This window comes from Massilia sp. NP310, from assembly GCF_019443485.1.
Taxonomy (GTDB): Bacteria; Pseudomonadota; Gammaproteobacteria; order Burkholderiales; family Burkholderiaceae_D; genus Telluria; species Telluria timonae.
This window is the reverse complement of record NZ_CP080379.1, coordinates 1,241,684-1,267,582: the sequence shown is the minus strand read 5'-3', so window position 1 is coordinate 1,267,582 and position 25,899 is coordinate 1,241,684. Positions and strand designations below refer to the sequence as shown.

Below are 25,899 nucleotides of genomic sequence, written 5' to 3'. Positions count from 1 at the left end.
GATGGCCGCTACTCCAGTTCCATCGCGCCTGCAGGGTTTCAATATGGGCTTCCTCGGCGGCTATGTCGACACCCTGGGCTTCATCGGCCTGTTCGGCCTGTTCACGGCCCACGTCACCGGCAACTTCGTGCTGCTCGGCGCTTCGCTGGCCGATCCGGCGAACATTCCGTCGCTGCTGAAGATCCTGGCCTTCCCGGCCTTCATCCTCGGCATCGCCGCGGCGCGCCTGCTGGTGGCGTCGTGCGAGCGGCGTGGCGTCGATGCGCACCGGCCCTCGTACCTGCTGCAGCTGGTCTTGCTGATCGGCTTCATGGCCTGCGGCATGCTGTCCGAGCCGGTGGCGCGCGACATGTCGGCGCTGGCCATGGCGGCCGGCCTGCTCGGCACCGCGGCGATGGGCGCCCACAGCGCGGCCAGCAAGCTGCTGCTGGCCCACCTGGCGCCGACCTCGATGATGACCGGGAACGTGACCCAGCTGGTGATCGATACCGTCGACCAGCTGCGCGGCGCCGGCGATGCCGCCACCACGGCCCGCTGCAGCAAGTTCTTCTGGCCGCTGTTCGGCTTCGCGATCGGCTGCGCGGCGGGCGCCTTCCTGTTCCTGGCGGCCGGCTTCGTGGCCTTGACCGTGCCGGTGGCGATCCTGTGCCTGCACCTGCTGCGGCCCGGCCTGGACGGCGCTCGGGCAACGGCATGACCAAGACCCGCCTGGAGGCGTTCAGCGACGGCGTGATCGCCGTCATCCTCACCATCATGGTGCTGGAGCTGACGCCCCCGCACGGCACGGCCGTCGGCGACATGCTGGCGGTCGTGCCGGGCTGGTTGCGCTATGCCCTGAGTTTCGTCTACGTCGGCATCTACTGGGTCAACCACCATGCGCTGTTCGAGCGCGTGGAACGGGTCGACTGGGCGACGCTGTGGGCCAACCTGCACCTGCTGTTCTGGATGTCGCTGATCCCGTTCGTGACCGCCTGGGTGGCCGAACACCCGACGGCCCCGGCGCCGGTGGCCCTGTACGGCGTGGTGCTGTTCCTGTGCTCGGTGTCCTTCATGCTGCTGTCGTGGCGCCTGGGGACGCTGGCCGGCCTGGATCACGCCCACACCTGGCAGAACGCCAAGAACCGGCTGTCGCTGGCCATGTACGCGCTGGCGGTGGTGGTGGCGCTGTGGCACCCGCCGCTGGCGGCGGTGATCCACGTGCTGCTGGCGGCGCTGTGGCTGGTGCCGAACCGGATCGAACGCGGGCAGTCCTGACTGGACGCCGCGTGGCGGCGCTGGCATGATGCCGTCGCCAGCCAAGAACAAGAAGAGGAGCACCGTGAACAGTCAACAGCGCACCATCGATGTCCTGATCGCCGACGACCATCCCCTGATGCGTGAGGGGATCGCGGCGGTGATCTCCAGCCAGCCCGACATGCGGGTGGCGGGCGAGGCGGCCGACGGCCTGGAGGCCGTCGCGCTTTACCGCAAGCTGCGGCCCGACGTCACCCTGATCGACCTGCAGATGCCGCACCTGAACGGCATGGATGCGATTGCCGCGATCCGCGCCGAATTCCCCCAGGCCTGCCTGGCCATCCTGACCACCTTCCGCGGCGACGCCCGCGCCATGCAGGCGATCAAGAGCGGCGCCCAGGGCTACCTGCTCAAGAGCTCCCTGCGCAAGGAACTGACCGACGCGATCCGCATGCTGGCCGCCGGCCACCGTTACATCCCCTCCGAGATCGCCGGCGAGCTGGCGCGCCACCTGGGCCAGGAAAGCCTGACGGTGCGCGAGCTGCAGGTGCTGGAGCTGATCGCCCGCGGCAACGGCAACAAGCAGATCGGGGCCGCCCTGAACCTGTCCGAAGACACGGTCAAGGGCCACCTGCGCAGCATCATGGACAAGCTGGGCGCCAATAATCGCACCCATGCGGTGACCATCGGCATCGAGCGCGGGTTCCTCGAAATCTGACCGGGACTGACCGCGACAGCAGATTTCTGCAATACGGCCGGGCACTGCGTTTGCCAGAATCGATGACGGTTGCGGCGCCGGACTGCCCGGTGTGCACACCGACTTCGATAACGAACCTGGAGCACGCAGAATGAGCAAGAACCCTACGCTTAGCAAGAAAACCGCCAATCATGGCGTCCCATGGGAATCCATCTACGGCTACAGCCAGGCGGTGCAGGTCAAGGACGTGGTCTACCTGTCCGGCCAGCTGGGGCACGACAAGGGCGGCCAGCTGGTCGCGCCTGCGCCGCTCGACGCCCTTGGCCGGCCAACTGATTTTGGCGGCATGGAAGAACAGATGCGCCAGACCTACCGCAATGCGGTCGACCTGCTGGCCCGATTTGGCGCGACCCTCGACGACGTCGTCGAGGAAACGCTGTACGTGCTGGACGTCGCCGCTGCCTTTGCCGTGGCAGGCAAGGTCAGGAAAGAATTCTACGGCATGGACCAACCACAATGCGCGAGCAACCTCATCGGCGTCACGCGCCTTGCATTGCCGCCACAACTGATCGAGGTAACCTTCCGAGCGGTACTCCCGGACGCCGGCGCGGCCTGAACCCGCCCCCCCCACTTTAGTGGGGGTAGGCGGGGGCCCTATCTTGTCTGTGCAACATCTCCAGCGGGCGGCAACATTCTGCCCAGATCGTCTCGAACACGACCACCATGGAGAGCACCATGCAGACCGCGCTATCGATCCCCGTCGCCCTTTCTTTCCAGCCCGCCGCCGGGGGCCAAGCCGCCAAACCCTGCCACGGCGGCCTGCCGCGCTGGCAGGTCAGGCGGATCACCGACTACATCGACGCCAACCTGGGCGCCACCCTGCGCACGGCCAGCCTGGCGGCGACACTGGGCCTGAGCGTCAGCCATTTCACGCGCGCCTTCAAGCACAGCGTCGGCGTGCCGCCGCGCATGTACGTGATCCGGCGCCGGCTGGCGGCGGCCTGCGAGGCGATGGTCAGCTCGGACACGCCGCTCACGACCATCGCCCACGCCCATGGTTTCTGCGACCAGTCGCATTTCACCCGCACTTTCCACGAGGTGATCGGCCTGTCGCCCCACGTCTGGCGCTGCCTGCACCGGCCGGGCGTCGGCGTCGATCCGTACGAAAGCGAACAGAAGCGCACGATCGAAGCGGATATGGTGGAGACTGCCTAACCAGTGGGAGTGCCCCGTGTTCGATTTCATCACCGAATTCATGCAGAGCGGCGGCTATCTGGCCGTGTTCGCCTTGATGGCGCTGGAAAATATCTTCCCGCCAATCCCGTCCGAGCTGATCATGCCGTTCGCCGGCTTCGTGGCGGCGCGCGGCGACCTGAACGTGATCGGCGTGCTGATCGCCGGCACCGCCGGCTCGGTGGCCGGGGCCTTGCCCTGGTATTACGCCGGCAAGGTCTACGGCAAGGAGCGACTGGAAAAATTCGCCGACAAGCATGCGCGCTGGATGACCGTCACCCACGGCGACATCGAGCATGCGATGGATTCATTCGAGAAACATGGGCGCAAGGTCGTGCTGTTCGGACGCCTGATCCCGGCCATCCGCACCCTGATCTCGGTCCCGGCCGGCCTTGCCGGCATGCCGATGGGGCAGTTCCTGCTGTATTCGACCGTCGGCTCGCTGGTCTGGACCGGCATCCTGACCGGCGCCGGCTATATGCTCGAAAGCCAGTACGAACGGGTGGCGCAGTATGTCGATCCAGTGTCGAAGGCGATCCTGATCGGCCTGCTCGGCTGGTACCTGTACCGGGTCGCGACCTTCAAGAAGCGGGCGAAGGCCCAGTAATCTTCAGACGGCGGCGCCGCCGTCGCGCCACCAGACCTGGTTGCGACCGTTCTGCTTGGCGCGGTACAGCTCGGCATCGGCCGCCTCGAACAGCTCGGCTTGCTGTTCGTCGCTGTCCGGATCGACCGTGGCGCCGCCGATGCTCACCGTCACCAGCGGCGCCACGCTCGACGCCTCGTGCGCGATGTTCAGGGCGGCCACCGCCTCGCGCACCCCTTCGGCCACCCGGCGCGCGTCGAGCGTGTCGGTGTCGGGCATCAGGAGCAGCAATTCCTCGCCGCCGTAGCGCGCCGCCAGGTCGCCCGGGCGGCGCATGGCGGCGCCGGCCACCCGCGCCACCGAGCGCAGCGCGCGGTCGCCGGCCGGGTGGCCGTAGCGGTCGTTGAACTGCTTGAAGGCGTCGATGTCGAGCAGGGCCAGCGACAGCGGCCGGCTCGAGCGCCGCGCGCGCTGCCATTCGAGGTTGTACATCTCGTCGAAGCGGCGCCGGTTGGCCAGTTCGGTCAGGCCGTCGATGTTCGCCAGCCGTTCCAGCATGCGGCGCTGGCGCACCACCTGCAGGTGCAGCGCCACGCGCGCCATCACCACGGTCTGGTTGAAGGGCTTGACGATATAGTCCGAGGCGCCCATCTTGAGGCCGTTGGCCTCGTCTTCGGGGCGGTCGAGGCCCGAAATGAAGATCACCGAGATCTGGGCCGTCCGCGGGTCGTCGCGCAGGCTGCGCAGCACGGCGTAGCCGTCCATGTCGGGCATCATCACGTCCAGCAGGATCAGGTCGGGCAGGTGGCGCGCGGCGCGCTCCAGGGTCTGGGCGCCGTTACGGGCCAGCAGCACCGTGTATTCGGGCTTGAGCAATTCGCCCAGCACTTCGCGGTTGATGGCGTCGTCGTCCGCCACCAGGACTTTCTGCGTCTCCACTACGTTCATCGGCTGCTTTCGAGGCTGAGGCTGGGGCTCAGGCTATGACTGAGGTCGAGTTGCGTCGCCAGCGCGGACAGCGGCGCCAACGCGGCAGCATACTCGATATCGGCGACCGCGCGCCGCACGCCATCGAGCGCGGCGTCGTACAGGTTCGGGTCGACGCTCACCGCGAGCAGGGCCTCGAGCTGCGCCAGCGCGTCCTCGGCGCGCGCGTCGTCATTGCGCAGGTGGCGGTCGAGGCGCGCGATGACGGCCGCCAGCGCCTCGGGATCGCTCGGTTTCGGCAGGGTGGCGGCGGCCAGCTGGGCCAGGCCCGCCAGCACCGATTCGGCGGCCGTCACCAGCGCCGGCACCTGGGTGCCGACCCGTTCCAGCTGGCCGGCGCGCAGGTCCTGCTCGAGCCGGCTGGCGGCGCCGGCCAGTTCGAAGGCGCCGACGTAGGCCGCGCTCGACTTCAGGTTGTGCGCCAGCGCCTGCAGGCGCGGGTGGTCACCGGCCGCCAGCGCATCGCGCAGGATGCGCGGCGCGGCGGCGTATTCCCGCACGAAGCTGCCGGCGCGCTTTTCCAGGCGGCGGCGCTGGCCGTCGACCTTGTCCAGGGCCAGGCGCCAGTCGATGCCGGGCACCGCCGGCAGCGCCGCCGCCGCGGGGTCCGGCTCCCGGCCCGCGGCCTGCGGCGCGGCGGCGCCCTGGCTGCCCTCGGGCGCCGGGCGGCCCTCGAGGCGCGCCGGATCGATCCACTTGAGCAGGGTGCAGAACAGCAGGTCGGGATCGATCGGCTTGGTCACGTGGTCGTTCATGCCGGCCAGCCGGCTCAATGCGCGGTCGCTGGCCAGCGCATGCGCCGTCATCGCCACGATCGGCAGTTCGCGCAGGCGCGCGTCGAGGCGGATCTCGCGGGTGGCCGTGAGGCCGTCCATCTCGGGCATCTGGATGTCCATCAGCACCAGGTCGTAGTCGCCGGCGCGCGCCATGCGCACCGCCTCCACGCCGTTGAAGGCGACGTCCACCTGCATGCGGGCGGCGGCCATGAATTCGAGCGCCACCTCGCGGTTGTTGGCATTGTCCTCGGCGAGCAGGATGCGGGCGCCGTCCAGGCGCGGCAGGTCGGCCATGGCCGGCAAATATTTTTCCATAGGTTCGAAGGGGCCGAGCTGCGGGTGCAGGGCTTGCAGCAGGCTGTGATAGAGCAGGGCGGGACCGACCGGCTTGTGCAGGAAGGCGTCGACCGGCAGTTCGCCTTCCTCTTCCATCACGGTCTCGCGGGTGCAGGCCGAGATCATCAGGATCGCGGGCGGCGGGCAGTCGTGCCCGTGTTCTTGCGCGCAGCGGCGGATGCGGCGGATCGTCTCCATCCCGTCCAGCCCCGGCATCAGGTAGTCCATCAGCACGACCTGGTAGGGCTGGCCGGCGGCCTCGGCGCGGCCCAGCAACGCCAGGCAATCCTCGCCCGAGGCCGCGGCGTCGGCGCGCATGCCGAGGCCGGCCAGCATCTCGGACAGCGCGTCGCGGGCGCTGGCGCTGTCGTCCACCACCAGCGCGCGCACGTCCTGCAGCAGGGCCTGGCGCACGGTGGAGGCGGCGGCGGTCGCCTGGCCGTCGGCGATCCCGAGCGGCACGCTGAAGGTGAAGCGGCTGCCCTTGCGCGGCGCGCTGCGCACCGCGATGTCGCCACCCATGAGCTCCACCAGTTGGCGCGAGATCGACAGGCCGAGGCCGGTGCCGCCATACTTGCGGGTAGTCGAACTGTCGGCCTGGCTGAACGACTGGAACAGGCGCCCGATGGCTTCCTCGGTCATGCCGATGCCGGTGTCGCTGACCGAGAACGCCAGCGTCACGCGTCCGGCCACGGTCTTGACCGCTTCGACCGCCACCACGATCTCGCCATGCTCGGTGAACTTGACGGCGTTGCCGGTCAGGTTGATCAGGACCTGGCCCAGGCGCAGCGGGTCGCCGACCAGTTGCGTCGGCACGCCCGGCCCGACCCGGAACACGAGTTCGAGGCCCTTGGCCTCGGCCTTCACCGCGGTGAGGCTGGACAGGTGTTCGAGCAGCTCGTCCAGGTCGAACTGCACTTCCTCGAGGTGCAATTTGCCGGCCTCGATGCGCGAAAAGTCGAGGATATCGTTGATGATGCCCATCAGGTGCTCGCCCGCGCCGAGGATCTTGCCCAGGTAGTTGCGCAACGCGGGCGCGGGCTCGCTCATCAGGGCCAGCCGGCTCATGCCGATGATGGCGTTCATCGGGGTGCGGATCTCATGGCTCATATTGGCCAGGAATTCGGACTTCATGCGGGTGCTGGCTTCGGCGCGCAGCATCGCTTCCTGGATCGCCTTGGTGCGCAGGCCCAGGATGCGCATGAACACCAGCATGTCGAAAGTGCTGCCGAACACCAGCGCGTGCATGGTCCAGAAGTTGGCCGGCAGCCTGCCGTTGATCAGCAGGGCGGTGATCAGCGCGCAGGCGAAGGCGCCGGCCCAGCCGATCAGGAAATAGGTGCCGACCATGTCGCCGGAACGGGCGCGGCGGAAGGCGCCGGGCAGGCCGAGCAGCATCGGCATGATGCCGAGCGTGCCGACGATCATGACCAGGTAGCGATGGCTGATCAGGCCGAAGCCGAAGCCGAGCGCCGTCACCACGCACAGCGCCGCCAGCGTCTTCATCAGCACACTGAAGATGCGGTCGCGCCCGGAGCGGGCCAGCGACTGCTCGACGAACAGGTAGGCGCCGCATGACGCCAGGATCGAGGCGAGGCCGGCCCCGTGTTCGAGCAGCCAGGCGTTGCCGGGCCAGACGTACTGGCCGGCGATGCCGAACCAGGCGGCCGAATACACGGTGACCCCGGCCGCCAGCAGCGCGTACTTGCCGAACAGGTGGTCGCGCAGCGTGATCCATTGGCCGATCGCGTACAGGAACAGGGTGATGCGCAGGCCCAGCAGCATCCCTTGCAGGATCTGCTCGCCCAGCGCCTCGGGCAGCACGGCGTGCGGCTGCATGAAGGTGATCGGCAGGATCTTGGGGCCCACCGAGCGCACGCGCAACAAGACCGTGTAGTCGTTGCCCGGCGTGAGGCGCAGCAGGGCGCCGGGCACCCGGCCGGCGAGCGATTCGCCGGATGGCGCCTGCTTGCGGCCCAGGCTGGCGATCTTTTCCAGGCCCGCCGGGCGGGCCAGGTAGACGTCCAGTTCGTCGAGCAGCGCGTAGTCGACCTGCAGCACCCAGCCATTGGTGGCGTCCTGCGGCACCGTCACCGGGATGCGCAGCCAGGTGGCCCCAGGCAGCATGCCCAGGCTGGCATGGGCGGTGCGCGGCCGCTCGAAGCGCTGCGGCGCCGCCAGCGCGGCCGCCGCGTCCAGGCGGCTGTCCGGGTCGTGGAGGACGGTCACGGCGGCCCAGGCGTCGATCACCTGGGCGTCGCGCGCCAGTTGCAGCGGCGCCGCCTGCGCCGGCCGCGCGCAGAGCACCAGGAGGGCGAGCAACAGCGCGAGCGTCAACGCCAGGCGCGGGAAGGCGCCAGGGACCGGGCGATGTGCGGCGGATGACGTGGAGGCCATGGATCTTTCGGTAGAGGCGGCGGGCGAACCGCCCGGCAGTCTAGCAGGAAGGCTCTGCCGTGGACAGTGATAATGCAACCCCGGGCCGGCGCGCCGCGGCGCGCGGTAGCGCGACCCGGTACCGCGCCCGTGGCCGGCGCGCCGCCGGGGCCTCAGGCGCGGCTCCCGGCCCGGGGCGCGAGCTGCCCCGCCAGGCGCGCCAGCGGCGCCAGCGCGGCGCCGTATTCCACCTCGTCGATCGCGCGCCGCAGCGGCGCCAGTTCCTGCGCATAGGGGCCGCCGGCCAGCAGCGCCTCGAGCTGATCGAGCGCGTCCTCCGCCCGCGCGTCGTCGGCGCGCAGCCAGGCTTCGAGGCGGGCGCACACCTCGGCCAGCGCCTGCGGATCGACCGGCTGCGGCCGGCCGCCGCCCGCCACCTGGGCCAGGCCGGCCAGCACCGGTTCGGCGGCGGCGATCAGCGCCGGCACCTGGACTCCGATCCGTTCATGCAGTCCGGCGCGCAGGTCCTGGTCGAGGCGGCCGGCGGCGGCGGACAGCGCGAAGGCGCCGATATAGGCCGCGCTCGACTTGAGGTTGTGCGCCAGCGACTGCATGGGCGCATGGTCGCCGCCGTTCAGGGCCTCGCGCAGGATCTCGGGCGCATTGCCGTACTCGCGCACGAAACTGCCGGCGCGTTTCTCGAGCCGGCTGCGCTGGCCGTCGACGTTGTCCAGGGCCAGGCCCCAGTCGATTCCCGGCACCGCCGGCAGGGCGCGCGCGGTGGTCGCAGGCGCTGCCGGCGCCTGTGGAACGTGCGCAATGGGGCGGCCGACGAGGCGGGCCGGGTCGATCCACTTGAGCAGGGTGCAGAACAGCAGGTCGGGGTCGATCGGCTTGGTCACGTGGTCGTTCATGCCGGCCAGGCGGCTTTGCTCGCGGTCGCTGGCCATGGCGTGCGCCGTCATGGCCACGATCGGCAGCGCGCGCAGGCGGGGATCCTGGCGGATCGCGCGCGCGGCGGCGTGGCCGTCCAGCTCCGGCATCTGGATGTCCATCAGCACCAGGTCGTAATCCCCCTCGCGCGCCATGCGCACCGCCTCCACGCCATTGAAGGCGACGTCGACCTGCATGCGCGCCGCCGCCATGAAGTCGAGCGCGACCTCGCGGTTGTTCGCGTTGTCCTCGGCCAGCAGGATGCGCGCGCCGTCCAGGCGCGGCAGGTCGGCCATGATGTGCGGCGGCATACGCTCATCGGCGCCGTCGTCGACGCCGTCCGGCGCTGGCGCGGCGTGCGGATGCAGCACCTGCAGCATGCTGTGGTACAGCAGCGCCGGGCCGACCGGCTTGTTGAGGAAGGCGTCGACCGGCAGTTCCCCGGCCGTCTCCAGCACCGCCTCGCGGCCGACGGCCGACACCATCAGGATCGCCGGCGGCGTGGCCCCGGCCACGCAGGCGGGGATGCGGCGGATGGTGGCGACGCCATCGAGGTGGGGCATCAGGTAATCCATCAGCACGATCTGGTAGGGGCGTCCTTCGGCCTGGGCCGCGGCGAGCATGCGCAGGCACTCCTCGCCCGAGGCGGCGCTGTCGGCCTGCGCGCCGAAGGTGTCCAGCATCTCGCACAGCGCGGCGCGCGCGCCGGCGCTGTCGTCGACCACCAGCGCGCGCAGGTCGGTCAGGATCGCCGGGCGCAGCGCGCCGGCGTCGCCCTGGCCGTCGTCGAGCCCGAGGGCGACGGTGAAGGTGAAGCAGCTGCCGGCGCCGGGCGTGCTCTGGACCGAGATCCGCCCTCCCATCAGCTCGACCAGCTGGCGCGAGATCGACAGGCCCAGCCCGGTGCCGCCATACTTGCGGGTGGTCGAGCTGTCGGCCTGGGTGAAGGAGTCGAACAGGTGTTCTAGCTGGCCGGCGGTCATGCCGATGCCGGTGTCGCTGACCGAGAACGCCAGCATGACCCGGCCGTCGCCCGCCGCGCCCGGGCGGACTTTGACCGCGACCACGATTTCGCCGCGTTCGGTGAACTTGACCGCGTTGCCGGTCAGGTTGATCAGCACCTGGCCCAGGCGCAGCGGATCGCCCACCAGCCGTTGCGGCACGCCCGGCCCGACCCGAAACACCAGTTCGATGCCCTTGGCGTCGGTTTTCACCCCGACCAGGTTCGACAGCTGCTCGAGCATCTCGTCGAGCGAGAACGGCGCCGCCTCCACCGACATCTTGCCGGCCGCGATCTTCGAATGGTCGAGGATGTCGTTGATGATGCCCAGCAGGTGTTCGCCGGCGCCCAGGATCTTGGAGACGTAGTTGCGCAGCCTGGGGTTCGGATCGGCCATCAGGGCCAGCCGGCTCATGCCGATGATGGCGTTCATCGGGGTGCGGATCTCGTGGCTCATATTGGCCAGGAATTCGGACTTCATGCGCGCTTCGGTCTCGGCGCGCTGCATGGCCTCGCGCAGCGCCTTGGCGCGCAGGCTCAGGATGCGCATGAAGACCAGCATGTCGAAGGTGATCCCGAACTGCAGCGCGTGAGCGGTCCAGAAATTGACCGGCACCTCGCCGGCGGCGATCAGGGTCTGCGTGATCGTGCCGCCGTAGCTGGCCACCCAGCTGATGAGGAAATAGGCGCCGATCGCGTCGCGCTGGCGCATGCGGCGGAATGCCGCCGGCACGCCGAGAAGCATCGGGACCGCGCCGATGGTCGTGGTGATGAAGATCATCGGAAGGTAGCTGATCCAGTCGAAGGCCCACCCCACGCCGGTCACCGCGCAGATCGCCGCCCCGCTGCGCATGATGATCCTGAAGATGCGGTCCTTGCCGGGCCGGGCCATGATCTGCTCGACGAACAGGTAGGCCCCGACCGAACCGATCATCGACGCGATTCCCATCATGTGCGCGCTGAACCACAGGTGCTCGCGCCACAGGAACTGCTCGGCGGTCCCGTACCAGCTCGCGAGGTAGACGGTCAGGCCGCCGATGAACAAGGCATATTTGAGGAACAGCGCGTCGCGCAGGGTGGCCCACTGGCCCAGGCTGTAGACGACCAGGCAGGCGGCGATGCCGAACAGCAGCCCTTGCAGCATCTGCTCCTTGAGCGAGGCGCGGTGGAAGGCGTCCTCGTGATAGAAGGTCACCGGCAGCACCTTGGGGCCACGCGATTCGATCCGCACCAGCAGCGTGTACTCCTGGCCCGGGACGAGCTTGAGGGCGACGGCCGGCACCCGGCCCTTGAGCGTCCCTTCCATGTCCTGGCGGCGGCCGGCGGCGGCCAGCTTTCTCGGCTCCCCGCCTTCGACCAGATAGACGTCGAGGTGTTCGATCACGGCGACATCGAACTCGACCACCCAGGCCGAAGGCGCATCCGGCGCGACCCGGAACGGAATCCGGATCCAGCTCGGCGCCGGATTCAGGCCCAGCGTGGCGTACGCCTTGTCGGGCGCCGTGAAGCGCTCCGGCGCGGCCAGGACGGCGGCCGCGTCCAGGGCCTTGCCGGGGTCGCGCAGCAGGCTGGCCGCGGGCCAGCCTTCGACCGCCGGCTTGTCGGCGGCCAGGATCGCCGCGCCGGCGCCGGCAGCGCCGGCGCCGGCGCACACGAAGAGGCAGAGCGCCAGGCCGAGGAAGATGGACAGCGCGCGCATGCTCAGGCCGCCCGTTTGTCCGCGTCGGCGCCAGCGCCCGCCGCCGGCGCGGCGCGGTGCCCGGCCAGCCTGGCTTCGAGCCGGTTCAGCCAGCGCGGCGCGCGCGGGTCGTGGCGCCACTGGCCGAGCGCGTCGTTCAGCGTTCCCAGCAGCGCCTCGGGCAGGCGCAGGGGCCGGGTCTGGTCCATCAGGAAGCGGGTCACCAGGCGGTAGCCGAAGGCGCGCGTGAGCATGCGACTGATCGAGAAGCCGGGCACGGCCAGGCGCACGAGGGCGTCGACGGCGCGCACCAGGCCCAGGCCAGCCGTGAACACGAGCCGCGACAACAGCGGCTGGCGCCGGTTCAAGCCGAGGTCGGCGCTGGCGTCGCGCCCGCACAGGTGGCGCGTGAGCAGGGTCGGGAAGGGCTTGAACAGGCGCAGGGGGATTTCGTCCTCCATCGCGCGCATCAGCGCCGCCGCCAGCGCCGGGCGCGGATCCGGCGCGCGCGCCAGCTCGCGTCCGCGCGCCTGGATGTCCAGGAACGCCTGCTGCGCCTGTGCCATGGTGTCGGGCATCAGGGAGCGCTCGATGCCGAGCATGTGACCCAGGACGTTCCAGGCATGCAGGTAGTCTTCTTCGTCCTGGCGCTCCAGGCCCAGGCCCAGCTTGCGCAGGCTGCGCAGGAACACATAGTGGAAGGTCAGCAGGGTGTAGGCCAGCTCTTCCTGGTTGCACGGCAGGCCGTTGCGCGCGGTGTCCCAGCCGTGGGCATACAGCGTGTGATAGATGCCGCCGCCGGCGGGGAGCAGCGGGCGCACGGGGCCGGCGCCGAGCGAGTCGTCGGGCGAGCCGCGCAGGATCAGGTGGCGGATGGTGGCGTGGATCAGCCTGACCTTCAGCGCCTGGGCCACGCCGGCGCCCTCGCGGCCGGTCAGCCCGCCGGCGAGCATGACGGGGAAGATCATGGCGGCGGTGGAGCGCACCCGGTAGTCGGTGTGCGCCTCGAGCTGGCCGGCCGCGTGCAGCACCGCCGACAGGTCGGGCAGCACGTAGCATTCGGGCAGGCTGGCGCAGAACAGCAGGGTGCAGGACAGCATGCTCATGTCCATGAACAGGCTTTCCGCGCGCGCGATGCGCGCCGGCTCGGCCCACCCGGGCAGGGCCAGGCAGGCGCCCAGGTAATCCTTCAGCGCCGCCCCGGCGCGCGGATCGAGGCCGTGCCCCGGCTCCCAGTGCGCCAGGGCGCCGTTGCTGTCCCAGCGCGCCAGCTCGCGATTGACCGCGGCGATGCGCTCGGCCAGCTGGTGCGGACCTTCGGCCCCGGCCAGCATGCCGGCGACGGCGAGATCGGCGGGCGGGTCGGCCCGCATGGACGGGGACGGCGGATGGGGTGCATCGCGGTGCATACGGTCTCCTGGTGCGGCGGTGGGAAGCGTCGGAACGCGGCCCCGGGTCAGAATCGCCAATCCAGGCGCAGGTCGGCGGTGCGCGGCGCGGTCGGCGTGGCCATCCCGAAGCTGTCGATCAGCGACGGCCGCACCGAGTTCTCGAGATTGCGCACGCGCGCCAGCAGGCTCCAGTTCGCGGCCATCGGCTGGTAGCGCAGGGTGGCGTCGGTCGTGGTGTGGGCCGGGATACGGTATTCCAGCAGGTTGCTCGGGATCGTGATCGCGTATTCGGCGCTGCGGCGCGCGAACACGCCGGCATGCAACTGCCCGCCCAGGGCCTGGAAGCGGTGCTCGTAGCCCAGGGTGTAGACGTGGCTCGGCGTGCGGTCCAGCTTGCGGCCGGCCCAGGACACGCCGGCGGTCGGCCTGTAGACGGCGTAATGGGCGTCGAGGAAGGTGGCGCCGTAGCGCAGGCGGCCGTTGGCCCCGACCCGCAGCTCGCCGTCGAGTTCCAGGCCGCGCGAGCGGGCCTGGCCGGCATTGCCGGTCAGGAGGCGCGGCGCGCCCGAGACGATCGCATTGCTGCTCAGCTGCAGGTTGGTGTAGTCGTAGTAGAAGGCGGCGGCATTGAAGCTGAGGCGCCCGTCCAGCAGGCGCGACTTGAGGCCGGCCTCCCAGGCGCGCAATTCCTCGGGCTGGTAATACAGGTAATCCGGATCGACCGCGGCGGCGGCCGGGCAGGCGACGCCGCCAACGTCGGCGCCGGCCACGCAGCCGTCGTTGAAGCCGCCGGCCTTGTAGCCGGTCGCCAGGCTGCCGTACAGCAGCGTGGTCGGCGCCAGGTCGACTTCGACGCCCAGGCGCCAGGTGGTGCGCGCGGTGGACAGCGCGGCGGCGTTCGGCAGGCGGCGGTCGGTGGCCGGATTGAACACCGGTCCCTGCTGGAAGTCGGTCGAGCCGACGCGGTCCTTGTCGTCCTCGGTGCGGCGCGCGCCGGCGGTCAGGCGCAGCGCGTCCAGCACGCGCCAGGTCAGCTGGCCGAACACGGCGCGGCTTTCCGCCCGGGTGTGCAGCGGGAAGGAGTAATACGGCGGCAAACCGACCGGCCGCAGGCCCTGGAACGCATACGAGGTGTTCGAGTCTTCGCTGAAGTAGTACAGGCCGGCCTGGGCGCTGAGCGGACCGCTGCCATTGGTGGCGACGCGCAGCTCGTGCGAATCCTGTTCGTTGTGGCCGTCGTAGTCGTTGACCACGCCGAGGGCGACGGTCGGGGCAACGCGGTAATAGTAGTTCTGGCGGATCGCCTGGTCGAGCTTGCGGCGCGAACCCAGGTAATACACGGTGGCCGGACCCAGGTTCCAGCTCAGGTCGGCCGACAGGCCGCGTGCGCGGCGGTCGTGCCAGCCCTGCACCGGCGTCATGTTCGGCGGGCGGAAGCTGTTCGTCAGCCGCTCGTCGGTGGTGCTGTCGCGCCAGAGCGGCCGGCCGCTGGCCACGCCGGTGAAGAAGTTGGTGTCGGGGACCATGCGGTCGTTATTGCCCTCGGTCTCGCCATGGTCGTAGCGCATCACCAGGGTGGCGTCGCGGTTGAGCTGGAGCCTGGCGCTCAGGCGCGCATCGCGTTCGTCGCGGTCCATCCCGGGGCGGTGCGGCGTGCCCTGGCCGTTCTTCAGGAACGGATCCTGGCGCAGCTGGCTGACCGCGGCGCGCAGCGACAGCGCATCGTTGACGGGAACGTTGATCACGCCGTCGACCTTGCGCCTGCCGTAGGTGCCGGCCTCGAGGCCGAGCGCGCCTTCCAGGCGGTCGGTCGGCGCATTCGAGATCACGTTGACCAGGCCGGCGGTGGTATTGCGGCCGTACAGCGTGCCCTGCGGGCCGCGCAGCACTTCGATGCGGTCGACGTCGAGCAGGTTGGCGCTCTGGCCGGCCGGGCGGGCGATATAGACGCCGTCGAGCATGAAGGCGGCCGACGGGTCGCCCTTGTCAGTGGTGTCGTTGTTGCTGATGCCGCGGATCGTCACGCGCAGGCCCGAGAAGGCCTGGTCGATGTGCACGTTCGGCCGGCGCGGGCCGATATCGGCCGGGCTGATGGCGCCGAGGTCGCGCAGTTGTTCGCCGCTGACGACGCTGACCGCGACCGGGGTGCGCGACGCCAGCGCGGCGGTGCGCTGGGCGGTGACCACGACCTCCGGCACGGCCGAATCGTCATTTTGATTGGGGGGGACCTGCTGTGCGTGAGCGATGCTGCAGACGATGCCGGATACCGCCGCGACCAGCAGCTTCCGGGCTGGTCGGACCTGCTTTGCTTTCATGTAAAACTCCCTGTCTGGACCGATACTCACCCGTCCTGGGTAAGCCATCCTCAATTGTTCTATTTTGGCAAATAAAATTGCGCCAGAGGATGCAAAGTCTGCCAGTCTAGCAGCACATGATTACAGGCAATAAGCCCGGAAAGAGATATTGAACAGAATGCGACGAGAATGCAACGCTCGCCTGTCGGGGGTCTGGTCAAGAAGCCAACGGAATGCGCCGGACAGTCTTGCGTGGGCTGCATCGCGCGGTCGGCCCCGGCAGCGCCGCGGACCGACCGCCGGCCCAGTCAGGCTGCCAGGACGGGACGCGCGGCAGGCGCGGCGCGGCGGGCATGCGGCGCCGCGGCGGCGCCTTGCTCCAGGCGGAAGGTGCCGACCACGGCCGACAGCTGCGCCGCCTGGTCGCGCATCGCATCGGCGGCCGCCGCCGCCTCTTCGACCAGGGCCGCGTTCTGCTGGGTCACCCGGTCCATCTCGACGATGGCGGTATTGACCTGTTCGATGCCGGCGCTCTGTTCCTCGCTGGCGGCGGCGATCTCGCCCATGATCACGGTCACCTGCTCGATGCTGTGGACGATCTGTTCCATGGTGGCGCCGGCGCGCGCCACCTGTTGCGTGCCTTGCTGGACCTGGCTCACCGAGTCGTCGATCAGGCTCTTGATTTCCTTGGCAGCGGCGGCCGAGCGATGGGCGAGGGTGCGCACCTCGCCGGCGACGACCGCGAAGCCGCGCCCTTGCTCGCCGGCGCGGGCCGCCTCGACCGCCGCGTTCAGGGCCAGGATATTGGTCTGGAAGGCGATGCCGTCGATGACGCCGATGATGTCGACGATGCGCTGCGAGGCGGCGTCGATGCGGCCCATGGTGCCGACCACGTCGGCCACCATCTTGCCGCCTTCGCCGGCCACGCCGGCGGCGTTGGCGGCCAGGCCGTTGGCGCGGCGCGCGTGTTCGGTGTTCTGGCGGACGGTCGAGGTGAGTTCTTCCATCGAGGCCGCGGTTTCTTCCAGCGAGCCGGCCTGCTGCTCGGTGCGGCTCGAGAGGTCCTGGTTGCCGCTCGCGATCTCGCCGGAAGCGGTGGCGATGGTGGCGGTGCCGTCGCGCACCTGGCCGACGATGGCGGCCAGGCTGGCGTTCATGCGCGACAGCGCCGCCATCAGCTGGCCGACCTCGTCGCCGCGCTCGAGCGCCTGGCGGCTGAACCGGCTGGTCAGGTCGCCGCCGGCCACGCGTTCGGCCACATCGAGCGCCTCGCGCAGCGGCGCCGTGATCGAGCGGCTGATGAACCAGGCGCAGGCTGCGCCCAGCAGCAGGGCCGCGCCGCCCAGCGTGAACAGGATCACGCGAGTGCTGGCATAGGACGCCAGGATCGACTGGGCGACGCCGTCGGCGGCGCTGATCTGCATGGTGGCGAACTTGTCGACCGTGGCCAGGTAGGACACGGTGCGCGGGCTCAGCTGCTCGCGGTAGATCTCGTCGAGACGGGCCTGGTCGCCTGCGCGCTTGGCCTGGAACAGGGCGTCGCGCGCGGCCATATACGCCAGGCGCTGCTCCTTGACGAGCATGAACTGCTCGCGCACGGCGGGATTGCGCAGCGACTCCTCGATTTCCTTTTGCAGTACGTTGGAGCGGCTGGTGATCGCCTGGCGGCGCGGGCCGATCACGTCGAGGATGCCGGCGTCGACCGCGTAATAGACGGTCTCGTTGATGGCGCTGTTGATCTCGATGTTGCGGCGCCATTCGGCGACGCTGCGCTGGTTCTTGATGCTGGTATTGACCAGGCGGTCGGTCAGGTCGGCCGCCGACTGCATGCGCGTCAGGGCGGTGGCGCTCATGGCGAGCAAGAGCACGAGAACGATGGCAAAGCCGATGCCCAGGCGGGCGCCGATATTGAGTTTTTTCACGAGGGTAGTTTCCAGGCGGCTTAGGGATCCAGGCTGAGCGCGCACGCGGCCAGGCCGGACTGGCGCCCCGCATGCGCTCCCGTGAGGAAGCCCACATGCGGCGCCAGATCGAAGGCCCTCAGTATAACCCGCAAATCCAGCAAAGCAATTGCTGTGCGGCAAATTTGCAACATACGGGATTTCCGACGTTGCAATTGCATGTACCCGGCTGGTCAGCTGAGTGCCGGCAGCGCGGCGCGCTCCTGCCGCTGTCGCGGCGCGGTCCTGGCGGCGTCACCGTTTCCGAGGCGGAAAGTGCCGACCACGGCCGACAGCTGCGCCGCCTGGTCGCGCATCGCATCGGCCGCGGCGGCCGCCTGTTCGACCAGGGCGGCATTCTGCTGGGTCACCCGGTCCATTTCGGCGATGGCGGTATTGACCTGCTCGATGCCGGCGCTCTGTTCCTCGCTGGCGGCGGCGATCTCGCCCATGATCACGGTCACCTGGCGGATGCCGTCCACGATCTGCCCCATGGTGGCGCCGGCGCGCGCCACCTGCTGCGTGCCTTGCTGGACCTGATGCACCGAGTCGTCGATCAGGCCCTTGATTTCCTTGGCGGCGGCCGCCGAGCGGTGGGCCAGGGTGCGCACCTCGCCGGCGACGACCGCGAAGCCGCGCCCTTGTTCACCGGCGCGGGCCGCCTCGACCGCCGCGTTCAGGGCCAGGATATTGGTCTGGAAGGCGATGCCGTCGATCACGCCGATGATGTCGACGATGCGCTGCGACGAGGCGTCGATGCGGCCCATGGTGCCGACCACCTCGTCGACCATCTTGCCGCCTTCGCCGGCGACGCCGGCGGCGCTGGCGGCCAGGCCGTTGGCGCGGCGCGCGTGTTCGGTGTTCTGGCGCACGGTGGAGGTGAGTTCCTCCATCGAGGCCGCGGTTTCCTCGAGCGAACCGGCCTGCTGCTCGGTGCGGCTCGACAGGTCCTGGTTGCCGCTGGCGATTTCGCCGGACGCCTGCGCGATCGCCGCGCTGCCGTCGCGCACCTGGCCGACGATGGCGGCCAGGTTGGCGTTCATGCGGCCCAGCGCCTCCATCAGCTGCGCCACCTCGTCGCGGCCCTGCGCGTCGACCCGGCTGCCGAGGTCGCCGTCGGCCACGCGCTCGGCCACCTCGACCGCCTGGCGCAGCGGCGCCGTGATCGAACGGGTGATGAACCAGGCGAAGCCGGCGCCGAGGATGATCGCGGCCACGGCGAGCACCAGCAGGATGATGCGGGTCTCGGCGTAGGAGGTCAGGATGGTGGTGCCGACCGCGCCGGTGGCGGTGCTCTGGCGGTTGGCGAACTCTTCCAGCGCGGCTTCGAAGGCCCGGGCGCGCGGCACGAACTGGGCGTTATAGGCCTGTTCGAGGCGGGCCGGGTCGCCCGACAGCTTGGCTTCGAGCACGGCGTCGCGGGCGCCGTCATAGGCGCCGCGCAATTCCTTGGCGCGGTCCAGGAAGACGCGCACCTTCATGTTGAGCAGGTTGGCGTCGACGTCGGCCTGCAGGGCTTCGGCCCGGCGCACGTTGTCGCGCAGGCGCGGCGCGAGTTGCGCGACCACGCCAACGTCGCCCGCATGGTAGACGGCGTCGATCAGGGCGTCATTGACCTCGACCGCCTTGCGCCATTCGGACACCGTCTGCTGGTTCTTGGTGCTGGTATTGACGAGGCGGTAGGTCAGGTCGCCGGCCGTCTGCATGCGGGTAAGCGAAGTGGCGGCCATGGCCAATAGCAGGGCAAGCACGACGGCAAAGGCAAGCCCCAGGCGGGCGCCTATCTTCAGGTTCTTCACTGGATCAGTCTTTCGTGGTTGGCGGCGCGACCGTCGAGCCGCTCGCGTGAAGCGAGACGGAGGCGGGGCCGATGCATAACAAGCATCAATCGAGATGCCGAAACCAATAGTGTATCGCAATAATCGGATGCATGTTGCCGTGCAGCATCAATTTGTGACCAATCCGTATCGGAACAGTTGCACGCCCAGTCCTACAGGCTGCGAGGTCGCCCGCCTATTGCCGTCACGAGCCCACCGGCTAAGATGGGCCGACATGATTGAACATGAGGAGATCGCCATGTCGACGCACAACGAAAGCAAGGATGTGAAGGGACGCAGCTGGGATCAGGTGACCGACGGCACCACCAGCGCGGCGACGATGGGCGCCGGCGCGACCGGCGAGGTCGGCGCCAGCGCCGAGCGCAAGGATCCGGCCGCGCGCCAGGGCGATGGCGCAATGCAGCAAGGGGGCCAGGGCAGTCAGGCCGGCCGCACCGACGACCTGCTGGCGGGTGGTTCGAACGACGAACAGTCCGACCAGGGCTTCCAGGGTGGGGCCAACCGCCAGTCGGGTCCTGCGGGGACGCTTCAGACTGCGGGCCAGACTGAGGCAGGCGCGGCCGATGCCGACGATGACGAGTACGACCAGGGGACGGCGCGGCGCGGTTAGTCGGCTGGATGCGTCAGGTGCGCAGCAGCGGTCGTTCGGCACAACGCCATGGCCGCCTCGCGCCGTCGGGCGGCGCGCTTACCGACATTCGTCGCTTTTTGATAACTTTCGGCAAGTTTGTGTCAAAATGTGGCGATGAACCACGAGCTTTCCAATATGCCCGCGCTGACGCGGTCCTACCGCGGCCAGTCGCAGGAGCAGCGCCGCGCCGAGCGCCGCGCCCGCCTGATCGAGGGCGCGATCGCCGTCTACGGCGAGCGCGGCTACCACCAGGCGACGGTGAAGGCGGTCTGCGAGGCGGCCGGCCTGACCGAACGTTATTTTTATGAGTCCTTCGCCAACAGCGAGGCGCTGCTGATCGATTCCTACAATACCGTCACCTACGCGGTGCTGGGCGAGATCCTGCGCGCCGGCGAAGCGGCCGGGCGCGGCCGGGTGGCGCGTTCGCGCGCCATGCTGCACGCGTATTTCGCGGCCCTGCAGCGCGAACCGCAGTCGGCGCGCGTGTTCCTGGTCGAGATTCGGGGCGTGAGCCGCGCCGTGGACCAGGCGTTCGACACCTCGCTGCGCGCCATCGGCCGCGACGTCGCGCGCCTGCTGGACTCGAGCGCCGCGAACGATGAATTGCTGCAGGCGGGGGTGATCGGCGGGGTGATCCACATTGCCCTGCGCTGGATCGAGGACGGCTACCAGCCGCCGATCGAGCGCGCGGTCGAGACGGCGCTGCGCCTGGGCACGGCCCTGGCCGCGCCGCCGCGCAGGCGCGTCCGGCCGGCCTGAGCATGAACGCCGCCCCGAGCGGGGCGGCGCGCCGGTTCAGATGTGCAGGGCGTGGCCGAGCGCGCGCAGCGCGGCTTCCTGCACCGCTTCGCCCAGGGTCGGATGGGCGTGGATCGTGCGCGCGACGTCTTCCAGCTGGGCGCCCAGCTCGATCGACTGGGTGAAGCCGGCCGCCAGCTCCGACACGCCGACGCCCACCGCCTGCCAGCCGAGGATCAGGTGGTTGTCCTTGCGCGCGACCACGCGCACGAAGCCGTCCGTGCCCTCGATCGTCATCGCGCGGCCGTTGGCGCTGAACGGGAAGCTGGCCTGGATGGCGTCGATGCCGGCGGCTTGCGCCTCGGATGGCGACATGCCGGCCACGACGATCTCCGGGTCGGTGTAGCACACCGCCGGAATCGCCGCCGGCTGGAACCAGCGGCGCTTGCCGGCGATGATCTCGGCCACCATCTCGCCCTGGGCCATGGCGCGGTGGGCCAGCATCGGCTCGCCGGTGAGGTCGCCGATCGCCCACACATTGCGCATCGACGTGCGGCATTGCTCGTCGACCTTGATGGCGCGGCCCGCCATGTCGAGCATCAGGTTTTCGAGGCCCCAGCCGGTGGTCGCCGGCTTGCGGCCGACGGCCACCAGCACCTTGTCGGCTTCCAGGTAGGCCTCGACGCCGGATGCGTCGCGCACTTTCACCCGTTCGCCCTCCATCCCCAGCACCGAGGTCGCCAGGCGCAGCTCGACCCCGAGTCGTTCGAGCGACCTCGCCACCGGCTTGACCAGGTCGGCGTCGTAGGCCGGCAGGATGCGCTCGGCCGCTTCGACCACCGTCACCTGGCTGCCCAGCTTGCGGTAGGCCGTGCCCAGCTCGAGGCCGATGTAGCCGGCGCCGACCACCACCAGGCGGCGCGGCACGCTGTCCTGGGCCAACGCCTCGGTGGAGGAGATCACCGGCCCACCGAACGGCATGAACGGCAGCTCGACCGCCTGCGAACCGCTGGCCAGCAGCAGGTGCTCGCAGCGGATGCGCACCGTTTCCTGGCCGTCGGCCTCGACTTCGACGGTCTTGCCGTCCAGGACCCGCGCCCAGCCGTGCACCACGCGCACGTCCTGTTTCTTCAGCAGGGCGCCGACGCCGCCGGTCAGGCGCTTGACGATGCCGTCCTTCCAGGCCACGGTGCGCGCCAGGTCGATCCTGGCGCTGTCCACGGTAATCCCGAGCGGCGACTCCTGGGCCGCGTAGGTGGCGGCCTTGTGGAACTCGTCGGCGGCGTGGATCAGCGCCTTCGACGGGATGCAGCCGACGTTCAGGCAGGTGCCGCCGGGGTTCGCGCCCTCGACCACGATGGCCGGGATGCCCAGCTGGCCGGCGCGGATGCCGGCCACGTAGCCGCCGGGACCGCCGCCGATGATCAGTAAGGTCGTGTTGATCGTCTCCATCGGCTCACTCCACGAACAGGGTTGCAGGGAACTCGAGGTAGCCGCGGATCGCCTGCACGAACTGGGCCGCCACCATGCCGTCGATTACGCGGTGGTCGAACGAGGACGACAGGTTCATCATCTTGCGCGCCACCATGGCGCCATCCCTGATCACCGGGCGGTCGACGATGCGGTTGACGCCGACGATCGCGACTTCGGGGCGGTTGATCACCGGCGTGGTGACGATGCCGCCCAGGGCGCCCAGGCTGGTGATCGTGATGGTGGAGCCGGTGAGTTCGTCGCGCGTGGCCTTGCCATTGCGGGCGGCGTCGGCCAGGCGCGTGATCTCGGCCGCGCTCGACCACGGGTCGCGCGACTCGGCGTGGCGCACCACCGGCACCATCAGGCCGTTATCGGTCTGGGCCGCGATGCCGATATGGGCCGCGTCATAGGTGGTGAGCAGATTGTGCTCGTCGTCGTAGCGCGCGCTCATCATCGGGAACTCGCGCAGGGCCAGCACCACGGCGCGCATCAGCAGCGGCAGCAGGGTGAGTTTGCCGCGCTCCGCCCCGTAGCGGGCGTTGAGCTGCAGGCGCAGCGCTTCGAGTTCGGTGACGTCGACTTCTTCCACGTAGGTGAAGTGCGGGATGTTGCGCTTGGCTTCCTGCATCTTCTCGGCGATCTTGCGGCGCAGGCCGATCACCTGCGTCGCATGTTCGCCATGCTGCTCGGCGTAGCGTTCATCGGGGCCGCCATTGGCCGCGCCGCCGCGGTGGCCGGCCACGTGGGCGTCGAGGTCGGCGTGGGTGATGCGGCCGGCCGGGCCGCTGCCGGCCACGAACTGCAGCTCGACGCCCAGGTCCCAGGCGCGCTGGCGCACGGCCGGCGCGGCCAGCGGTTTTTCGCCCTCGACACGCAGCTGGGGCGTGCCCTTTGACACTGGTGCCGGACGTGCGGCCGGCGCCGGCCGGGAGGCAGGGGCGGAGACAGGGGCAGAGGCGGGCGCCGATACTTCATTGGCCGCCACGGCCTCGAGCTGCGGCTCGGCGACTTCTTCGGCCGGCGCGGCTGCGGCGGCCGTCTTGACCGGCTCCTGGACAGCCTTGTCCTTCTGGTTGCCGGCGCCTTCGACCTCGAGGCGGATCAGTTCCGCGCCCACGGCGAGCGACTGGCCGATCGCGCCGCCCAGGCTCGTGATGGTGCCCGCGACCGGCGACGGGATCTCGACCGTCGCCTTGTCGGTCATGACGTCGGCCAGCACCTGGTCTTCTTTTACGACGTCGCCTGGTTGGACGTGCCAGGCCACCACTTCGACTTCGGCGATGCCTTCGCCGAGGTCGGGCATCTTGATGACGTGAATACCCATTGAATCAACCCTCCATCACGCGTTTCAGGGCCGCGCCGACACGGTCGGGACCCGGGAAATAAGCCCATTCCTGCGCATGCGGATACGGGGTGTCCCAGCCGGCGACGCGCCCGATCGGCGCTTCCAGCTGGCAGAAGCAGTGCTCTTGCACGAGCGCGGCCAGTTCGGCGCCGAAGCCGCTGGTCTGCGTCGCTTCGTGCACGATCACGCAGCGGCCGGTCTTCTTGACCGAGGCGACGATGGTGCCCAAGTCGAGCGGCCAGATGCTGCGCAGGTCGATGACCTCGGCATCGACGCCGGACTCGCGCGCCGCCGCTTCGGCGACCCAGACCATGGTGCCGTAGGCCAGCACGGTGACGTCATTGCCGGGGCGGACGATGGCAGCTTTATCCAGGTCGACGGTGTAGTAGCCCGTTGGGACTTCGCCCTTCGGATGGCCGGACCAGGGCACGACCGGACGGTCGTGGTGGCCGTCGAACGGACCATTGTAAAGACGTTTCGGTTCCAGGAAGATCACCGGATCGTCGTTCTCGATCGAGGCGATCAGCAGGCCCTTGGCGTCGTACGGGTTCGAGGGCATCACGGTGCGCAGGCCGCACACGTGGGTGAAGAAGGCTTCGGGGCTCTGGCTGTGGGTCTGGCCGCCGTAGATGCCGCCGCCGCAGGGCATGCGGATCACCATCGAGGCCGTGAATTCGCCGGCCGAGCGATAGCGCAGGCGCGCCGCCTCGGACACGATCTGGTCGGTCGCCGGATAAAAATAGTCGGCGAACTGGATCTCGACCACCGGGCGCAGGCCATAGGCGGCCATGCCGACCGCGGTGCCGACGATGCCGCCTTCCGAGATCGGCGCGTCGAACACGCGCGACTTGCCGTACTTTGCTTGCAGCCCATCCGTGACGCGGAACACGCCGCCAAAGTAGCCGACGTCCTGGCCATACACCACGACGTTGTCGTCGCGTTCCATCATCACGTCCATGGCCGAGCGCAGGGCCTGGATCATGGTCATCGACATCGATGCGATGTCCTTGGGTTGATCGTCTCGTGCCATCCTCATACTCCCAACTGCTGACGCTGACGGCGCAGGTGCTCCGGCATGTCTTTATAAACGTCCTCGAACATGGTCGCGGCGCTCGGCGCGCGCTCGTCGCCCAGGGTGCCGTGGCTTTCGGCTTCCTTTTGCGCGGCCAGCACTTCGGCTTCGAGCTCGGCGTGCACGACCTCGTGCTCGGCATCCGACCACCAGCCCAGGTTCGTCAGGTACTGGCGCAGGCGCGCGATCGGGTCGCCCAGCGGGAAGCGGGCATAGTCGTCGGCCGGACGGTAGCGCGATGGATCGTCCGAGGTCGAGTGCGGGCCGCCGCGGTAGGTGACCCATTCGATCAGGGTCGGACCGAGATTGCTGCGCGCTCTTTCGGCGGCCCAGCGCGAGGCCGACAGCACGGCCAGGAAGTCGTTGCCGTCCACGCGCAGCGAGGCGATGCCGCTGCCGATGCCGCGGGTGGCGAAGGTCACGCTCTCGCCGCCGGCGATCGCCTGGAAGCTCGAGATCGCCCACTGGTTGTTGACCACGTTGAGGATGACCGGCGCGCGGTACACATGGGCAAAGGTGAGGGCGGTCGAGAAATCGGATTCGGCGGTGGCGCCGTCGCCGATCCAGGCCGACGCTATTTTCGTGTCGCCCTTGATGCTTGACGCCATGGCCCAGCCCACCGCTTGCGGGTACTGGGTGGCGAGGTTGCCGGAAATGGTGAAGAAGCCGGCCTCGCGCACCGAATACATCACGGGCAGCTGGCGGCCCTTGAGCGGATCGCGCTCGTTGGACAGCAGCTGGCAGATCATGTCGACCAGCGGTACCTGGCGCGCCATCAACAGGCTTTGCTGGCGGTAGGTCGGGAAATTCATGTCGCCGTCGCGCAGGGCGAGGGCGTGGGCGGTGCCGATCGCCTCTTCGCCGAGCGAGACCATGTAGAACGACATCTTCTTCTGGCGCTGGGCGATCACCATGCGCGCGTCGAAGATGCGGGTCTTCATCATGGTGCGCAAGCCGAAGCGCAGCAGCTCGCGGTCGGGTTCCTCGGCCCAGGGGCCGACGGCGTTGCCGTGCTCGTCGAGCACGCGGATCAGTTGTTGGGCGATGTCGCTTGTCTCCAATGGAGCGACATCGATCGGTGGACGCCGGACCGAACCGGCAGCGCTCACCTGGAGAAACGAAAAATCGGTCTTGCAGCCCGGGCGGCCGGTAGGCTCCGGTACGTGCAGCGACAGAGGATTGCTCTGGCTCATATTATGCTTTCCCTTTTGAGGTGTTTTGCAGCAAGAGGCATCATAGACCTTCACTTGACGTTTACGTCAACTGCGCGAAACTATTTTCATATTGCTGTGCAACATAGAAAGCCGCCATTTTTGTCATCGAGGTTGGGGTTGCCTGGATT

19 protein-coding genes are annotated in these 25,899 nt (G+C 69.3%); 8 read left to right on the top strand and 11 right to left on the bottom strand.

The features are described 5' to 3' along the window. Position 1: 1 nt before the first annotated feature. The 6 genes from KY496_RS05670 (at position 2) to KY496_RS05645 (ending at position 3,770) form a co-directional block, all read left to right on the top strand. A complete protein-coding gene (locus KY496_RS05670) occupies positions 2 to 697 on the top strand; it encodes a YoaK family protein (protein ID WP_370662500.1) in 696 nt (231 codons plus the stop codon). Beyond that, positions 694 to 1,254, top strand: a complete 561-nt coding sequence (locus KY496_RS05665) for a TMEM175 family protein (RefSeq protein WP_184236057.1) — start codon at positions 694 to 696, stop codon at positions 1,252 to 1,254. The genes KY496_RS05670 and KY496_RS05665 overlap by 4 nt, the downstream gene beginning before the upstream one ends. 64 nt (positions 1,255 to 1,318) lie before the next feature. Continuing rightward, a complete protein-coding gene (locus KY496_RS05660) occupies positions 1,319 to 1,951 on the top strand; it encodes a response regulator transcription factor (RefSeq protein ID WP_005670682.1) in 633 nt (210 codons plus the stop codon). Between the two features lie 130 nt (positions 1,952 to 2,081). Then, a complete protein-coding gene (locus tag KY496_RS05655) occupies positions 2,082 to 2,546 on the top strand; it encodes a RidA family protein (protein WP_219864171.1) in 465 nt (154 codons plus the stop codon). A 119-nt stretch (positions 2,547 to 2,665) separates the two neighbouring features. After that, positions 2,666 to 3,145 (top strand): AraC family transcriptional regulator, encoded by a 480-nt coding sequence (locus KY496_RS05650; protein ID WP_005670685.1) that lies wholly within the window; start codon positions 2,666 to 2,668, stop codon positions 3,143 to 3,145. A 16-nt stretch (positions 3,146 to 3,161) separates the two neighbouring features. Further along, positions 3,162 to 3,770 carry a DedA family protein gene (locus tag KY496_RS05645; protein WP_005670687.1) on the top strand — a complete coding sequence of 203 codons (609 nt, stop codon included), beginning with the start codon at positions 3,162 to 3,164 and terminating at the stop codon, positions 3,768 to 3,770. Positions 3,771 to 3,773: 3 nt separating this feature from the next. Here KY496_RS05645 and KY496_RS05640 read toward each other — a convergent pair whose 3' ends face one another. From KY496_RS05640 to KY496_RS05610, 7 genes are all read right to left on the bottom strand, one after another. Further along, positions 3,774 to 4,697, bottom strand: a complete 924-nt coding sequence (locus KY496_RS05640; RefSeq protein WP_184236063.1) for a diguanylate cyclase domain-containing protein — start codon at positions 4,695 to 4,697, stop codon at positions 3,774 to 3,776. Beyond that, the gene (locus KY496_RS05635; RefSeq protein WP_219864170.1) at positions 4,694 to 8,245 is read right to left on the bottom strand and encodes a hybrid sensor histidine kinase/response regulator; all 3,552 of its coding nucleotides are present in this window, start codon (positions 8,243 to 8,245) and stop codon (positions 4,694 to 4,696) included. Before KY496_RS05635 ends, KY496_RS05640 begins: the two co-directional genes overlap by 4 nt. A gap of 152 nt (positions 8,246 to 8,397) precedes the next feature. Next, entirely contained in the window at positions 8,398 to 11,856 is a 3,459-nt protein-coding gene (locus tag KY496_RS05630; protein ID WP_219864169.1) for a hybrid sensor histidine kinase/response regulator, read from the bottom strand. 2 nt (positions 11,857 to 11,858) lie between these two features. Further along, positions 11,859 to 13,244 carry an oxygenase MpaB family protein gene (locus KY496_RS05625; protein WP_219864168.1) on the bottom strand — a complete coding sequence of 462 codons (1,386 nt, stop codon included), beginning with the start codon at positions 13,242 to 13,244 and terminating at the stop codon, positions 11,859 to 11,861. Between the two features lie 47 nt (positions 13,245 to 13,291). After that, complete coding sequence (locus KY496_RS05620) at positions 13,292 to 15,541, bottom strand: TonB-dependent receptor (protein ID WP_229520435.1); 2,250 nt, start codon at positions 15,539 to 15,541, stop codon at positions 13,292 to 13,294. A 287-nt stretch (positions 15,542 to 15,828) separates the two neighbouring features. Then, positions 15,829 to 17,442 carry a methyl-accepting chemotaxis protein gene (locus KY496_RS05615; RefSeq protein ID WP_219864167.1) on the bottom strand — a complete coding sequence of 538 codons (1,614 nt, stop codon included), beginning with the start codon at positions 17,440 to 17,442 and terminating at the stop codon, positions 15,829 to 15,831. Positions 17,443 to 17,654: 212 nt separating this feature from the next. Further along, positions 17,655 to 19,259, bottom strand: a complete 1,605-nt coding sequence (locus tag KY496_RS05610; RefSeq protein ID WP_219864166.1) for a methyl-accepting chemotaxis protein — start codon at positions 19,257 to 19,259, stop codon at positions 17,655 to 17,657. Positions 19,260 to 19,536: 277 nt separating this feature from the next. Here KY496_RS05610 and KY496_RS05605 point away from each other — a divergent pair, with 277 nt between their 5' ends. Both KY496_RS05605 and KY496_RS05600 read left to right on the top strand, forming a co-directional pair. Then, positions 19,537 to 19,908, top strand: coding sequence for a hypothetical protein (locus KY496_RS05605; RefSeq protein ID WP_219864165.1), 372 nt, complete (start codon positions 19,537 to 19,539; stop codon positions 19,906 to 19,908). Positions 19,909 to 20,043: 135 nt separating this feature from the next. Continuing rightward, on the top strand, positions 20,044 to 20,688 hold the full coding sequence (locus KY496_RS05600) for a TetR/AcrR family transcriptional regulator (RefSeq protein WP_219864164.1): 645 nt from the start codon (positions 20,044 to 20,046) through the stop codon (positions 20,686 to 20,688). A gap of 36 nt (positions 20,689 to 20,724) precedes the next feature. On the opposite strand, the gene lpdA is transcribed toward KY496_RS05600, so the two are convergent. Genes lpdA through KY496_RS05580 form a run of 4 tightly spaced genes read right to left on the bottom strand, consistent with a single transcriptional unit; the run spans position 20,725 to position 25,750 of the window. After that, positions 20,725 to 22,119 (bottom strand): dihydrolipoyl dehydrogenase, encoded by a 1,395-nt coding sequence (lpdA, locus tag KY496_RS05595; protein WP_005670709.1) that lies wholly within the window; start codon positions 22,117 to 22,119, stop codon positions 20,725 to 20,727. A 4-nt stretch (positions 22,120 to 22,123) separates the two neighbouring features. Then, positions 22,124 to 23,464, bottom strand: coding sequence for a dihydrolipoamide acetyltransferase family protein (locus tag KY496_RS05590; RefSeq protein WP_219864163.1), 1,341 nt, complete (start codon positions 23,462 to 23,464; stop codon positions 22,124 to 22,126). A gap of 4 nt (positions 23,465 to 23,468) precedes the next feature. Further along, positions 23,469 to 24,515 (bottom strand): alpha-ketoacid dehydrogenase subunit beta, encoded by a 1,047-nt coding sequence (locus KY496_RS05585; protein WP_373889470.1) that lies wholly within the window; start codon positions 24,513 to 24,515, stop codon positions 23,469 to 23,471. Positions 24,516 to 24,517: 2 nt separating this feature from the next. Beyond that, positions 24,518 to 25,750 (bottom strand): 3-methyl-2-oxobutanoate dehydrogenase (2-methylpropanoyl-transferring) subunit alpha, encoded by a 1,233-nt coding sequence (locus KY496_RS05580; protein ID WP_219864162.1) that lies wholly within the window; start codon positions 25,748 to 25,750, stop codon positions 24,518 to 24,520. Positions 25,751 to 25,899 lie beyond the last annotated feature (149 nt).

Coding starts and splice junctions, on each gene's coding strand:
- KY496_RS05625 (WP_219864168.1), bottom strand. CDS start 13,244: ATGCACCGCGATGCACCCCATCCGCCGTCCCCGTCCATGCGGGCCGAC.
- KY496_RS05655 (WP_219864171.1), top strand. CDS start 2,082: ATGAGCAAGAACCCTACGCTTAGCAAGAAAACCGCCAATCATGGCGTC.
- KY496_RS05665 (WP_184236057.1), top strand. CDS start 694: ATGACCAAGACCCGCCTGGAGGCGTTCAGCGACGGCGTGATCGCCGTC.
- KY496_RS05640 (WP_184236063.1), bottom strand. CDS start 4,697: ATGAACGTAGTGGAGACGCAGAAAGTCCTGGTGGCGGACGACGACGCC.
- KY496_RS05580 (WP_219864162.1), bottom strand. CDS start 25,750: ATGAGCCAGAGCAATCCTCTGTCGCTGCACGTACCGGAGCCTACCGGC.
- KY496_RS05650 (WP_005670685.1), top strand. CDS start 2,666: ATGCAGACCGCGCTATCGATCCCCGTCGCCCTTTCTTTCCAGCCCGCC.
- KY496_RS05585 (WP_373889470.1), bottom strand. CDS start 24,515: ATGGCACGAGACGATCAACCCAAGGACATCGCATCGATGTCGATGACC.
- KY496_RS05630 (WP_219864169.1), bottom strand. CDS start 11,856: ATGCGCGCGCTGTCCATCTTCCTCGGCCTGGCGCTCTGCCTCTTCGTG.
- KY496_RS05590 (WP_219864163.1), bottom strand. CDS start 23,464: ATGGGTATTCACGTCATCAAGATGCCCGACCTCGGCGAAGGCATCGCC.
- KY496_RS05635 (WP_219864170.1), bottom strand. CDS start 8,245: ATGGCCTCCACGTCATCCGCCGCACATCGCCCGGTCCCTGGCGCCTTC.
- KY496_RS05605 (WP_219864165.1), top strand. CDS start 19,537: ATGTCGACGCACAACGAAAGCAAGGATGTGAAGGGACGCAGCTGGGAT.
- KY496_RS05620 (WP_229520435.1), bottom strand. CDS start 15,541: ATGAAAGCAAAGCAGGTCCGACCAGCCCGGAAGCTGCTGGTCGCGGCG.
- KY496_RS05600 (WP_219864164.1), top strand. CDS start 20,044: ATGAACCACGAGCTTTCCAATATGCCCGCGCTGACGCGGTCCTACCGC.
- lpdA (WP_005670709.1), bottom strand. CDS start 22,119: ATGGAGACGATCAACACGACCTTACTGATCATCGGCGGCGGTCCCGGC.
- KY496_RS05670 (WP_370662500.1), top strand. CDS start 2: ATGGCCGCTACTCCAGTTCCATCGCGCCTGCAGGGTTTCAATATGGGC.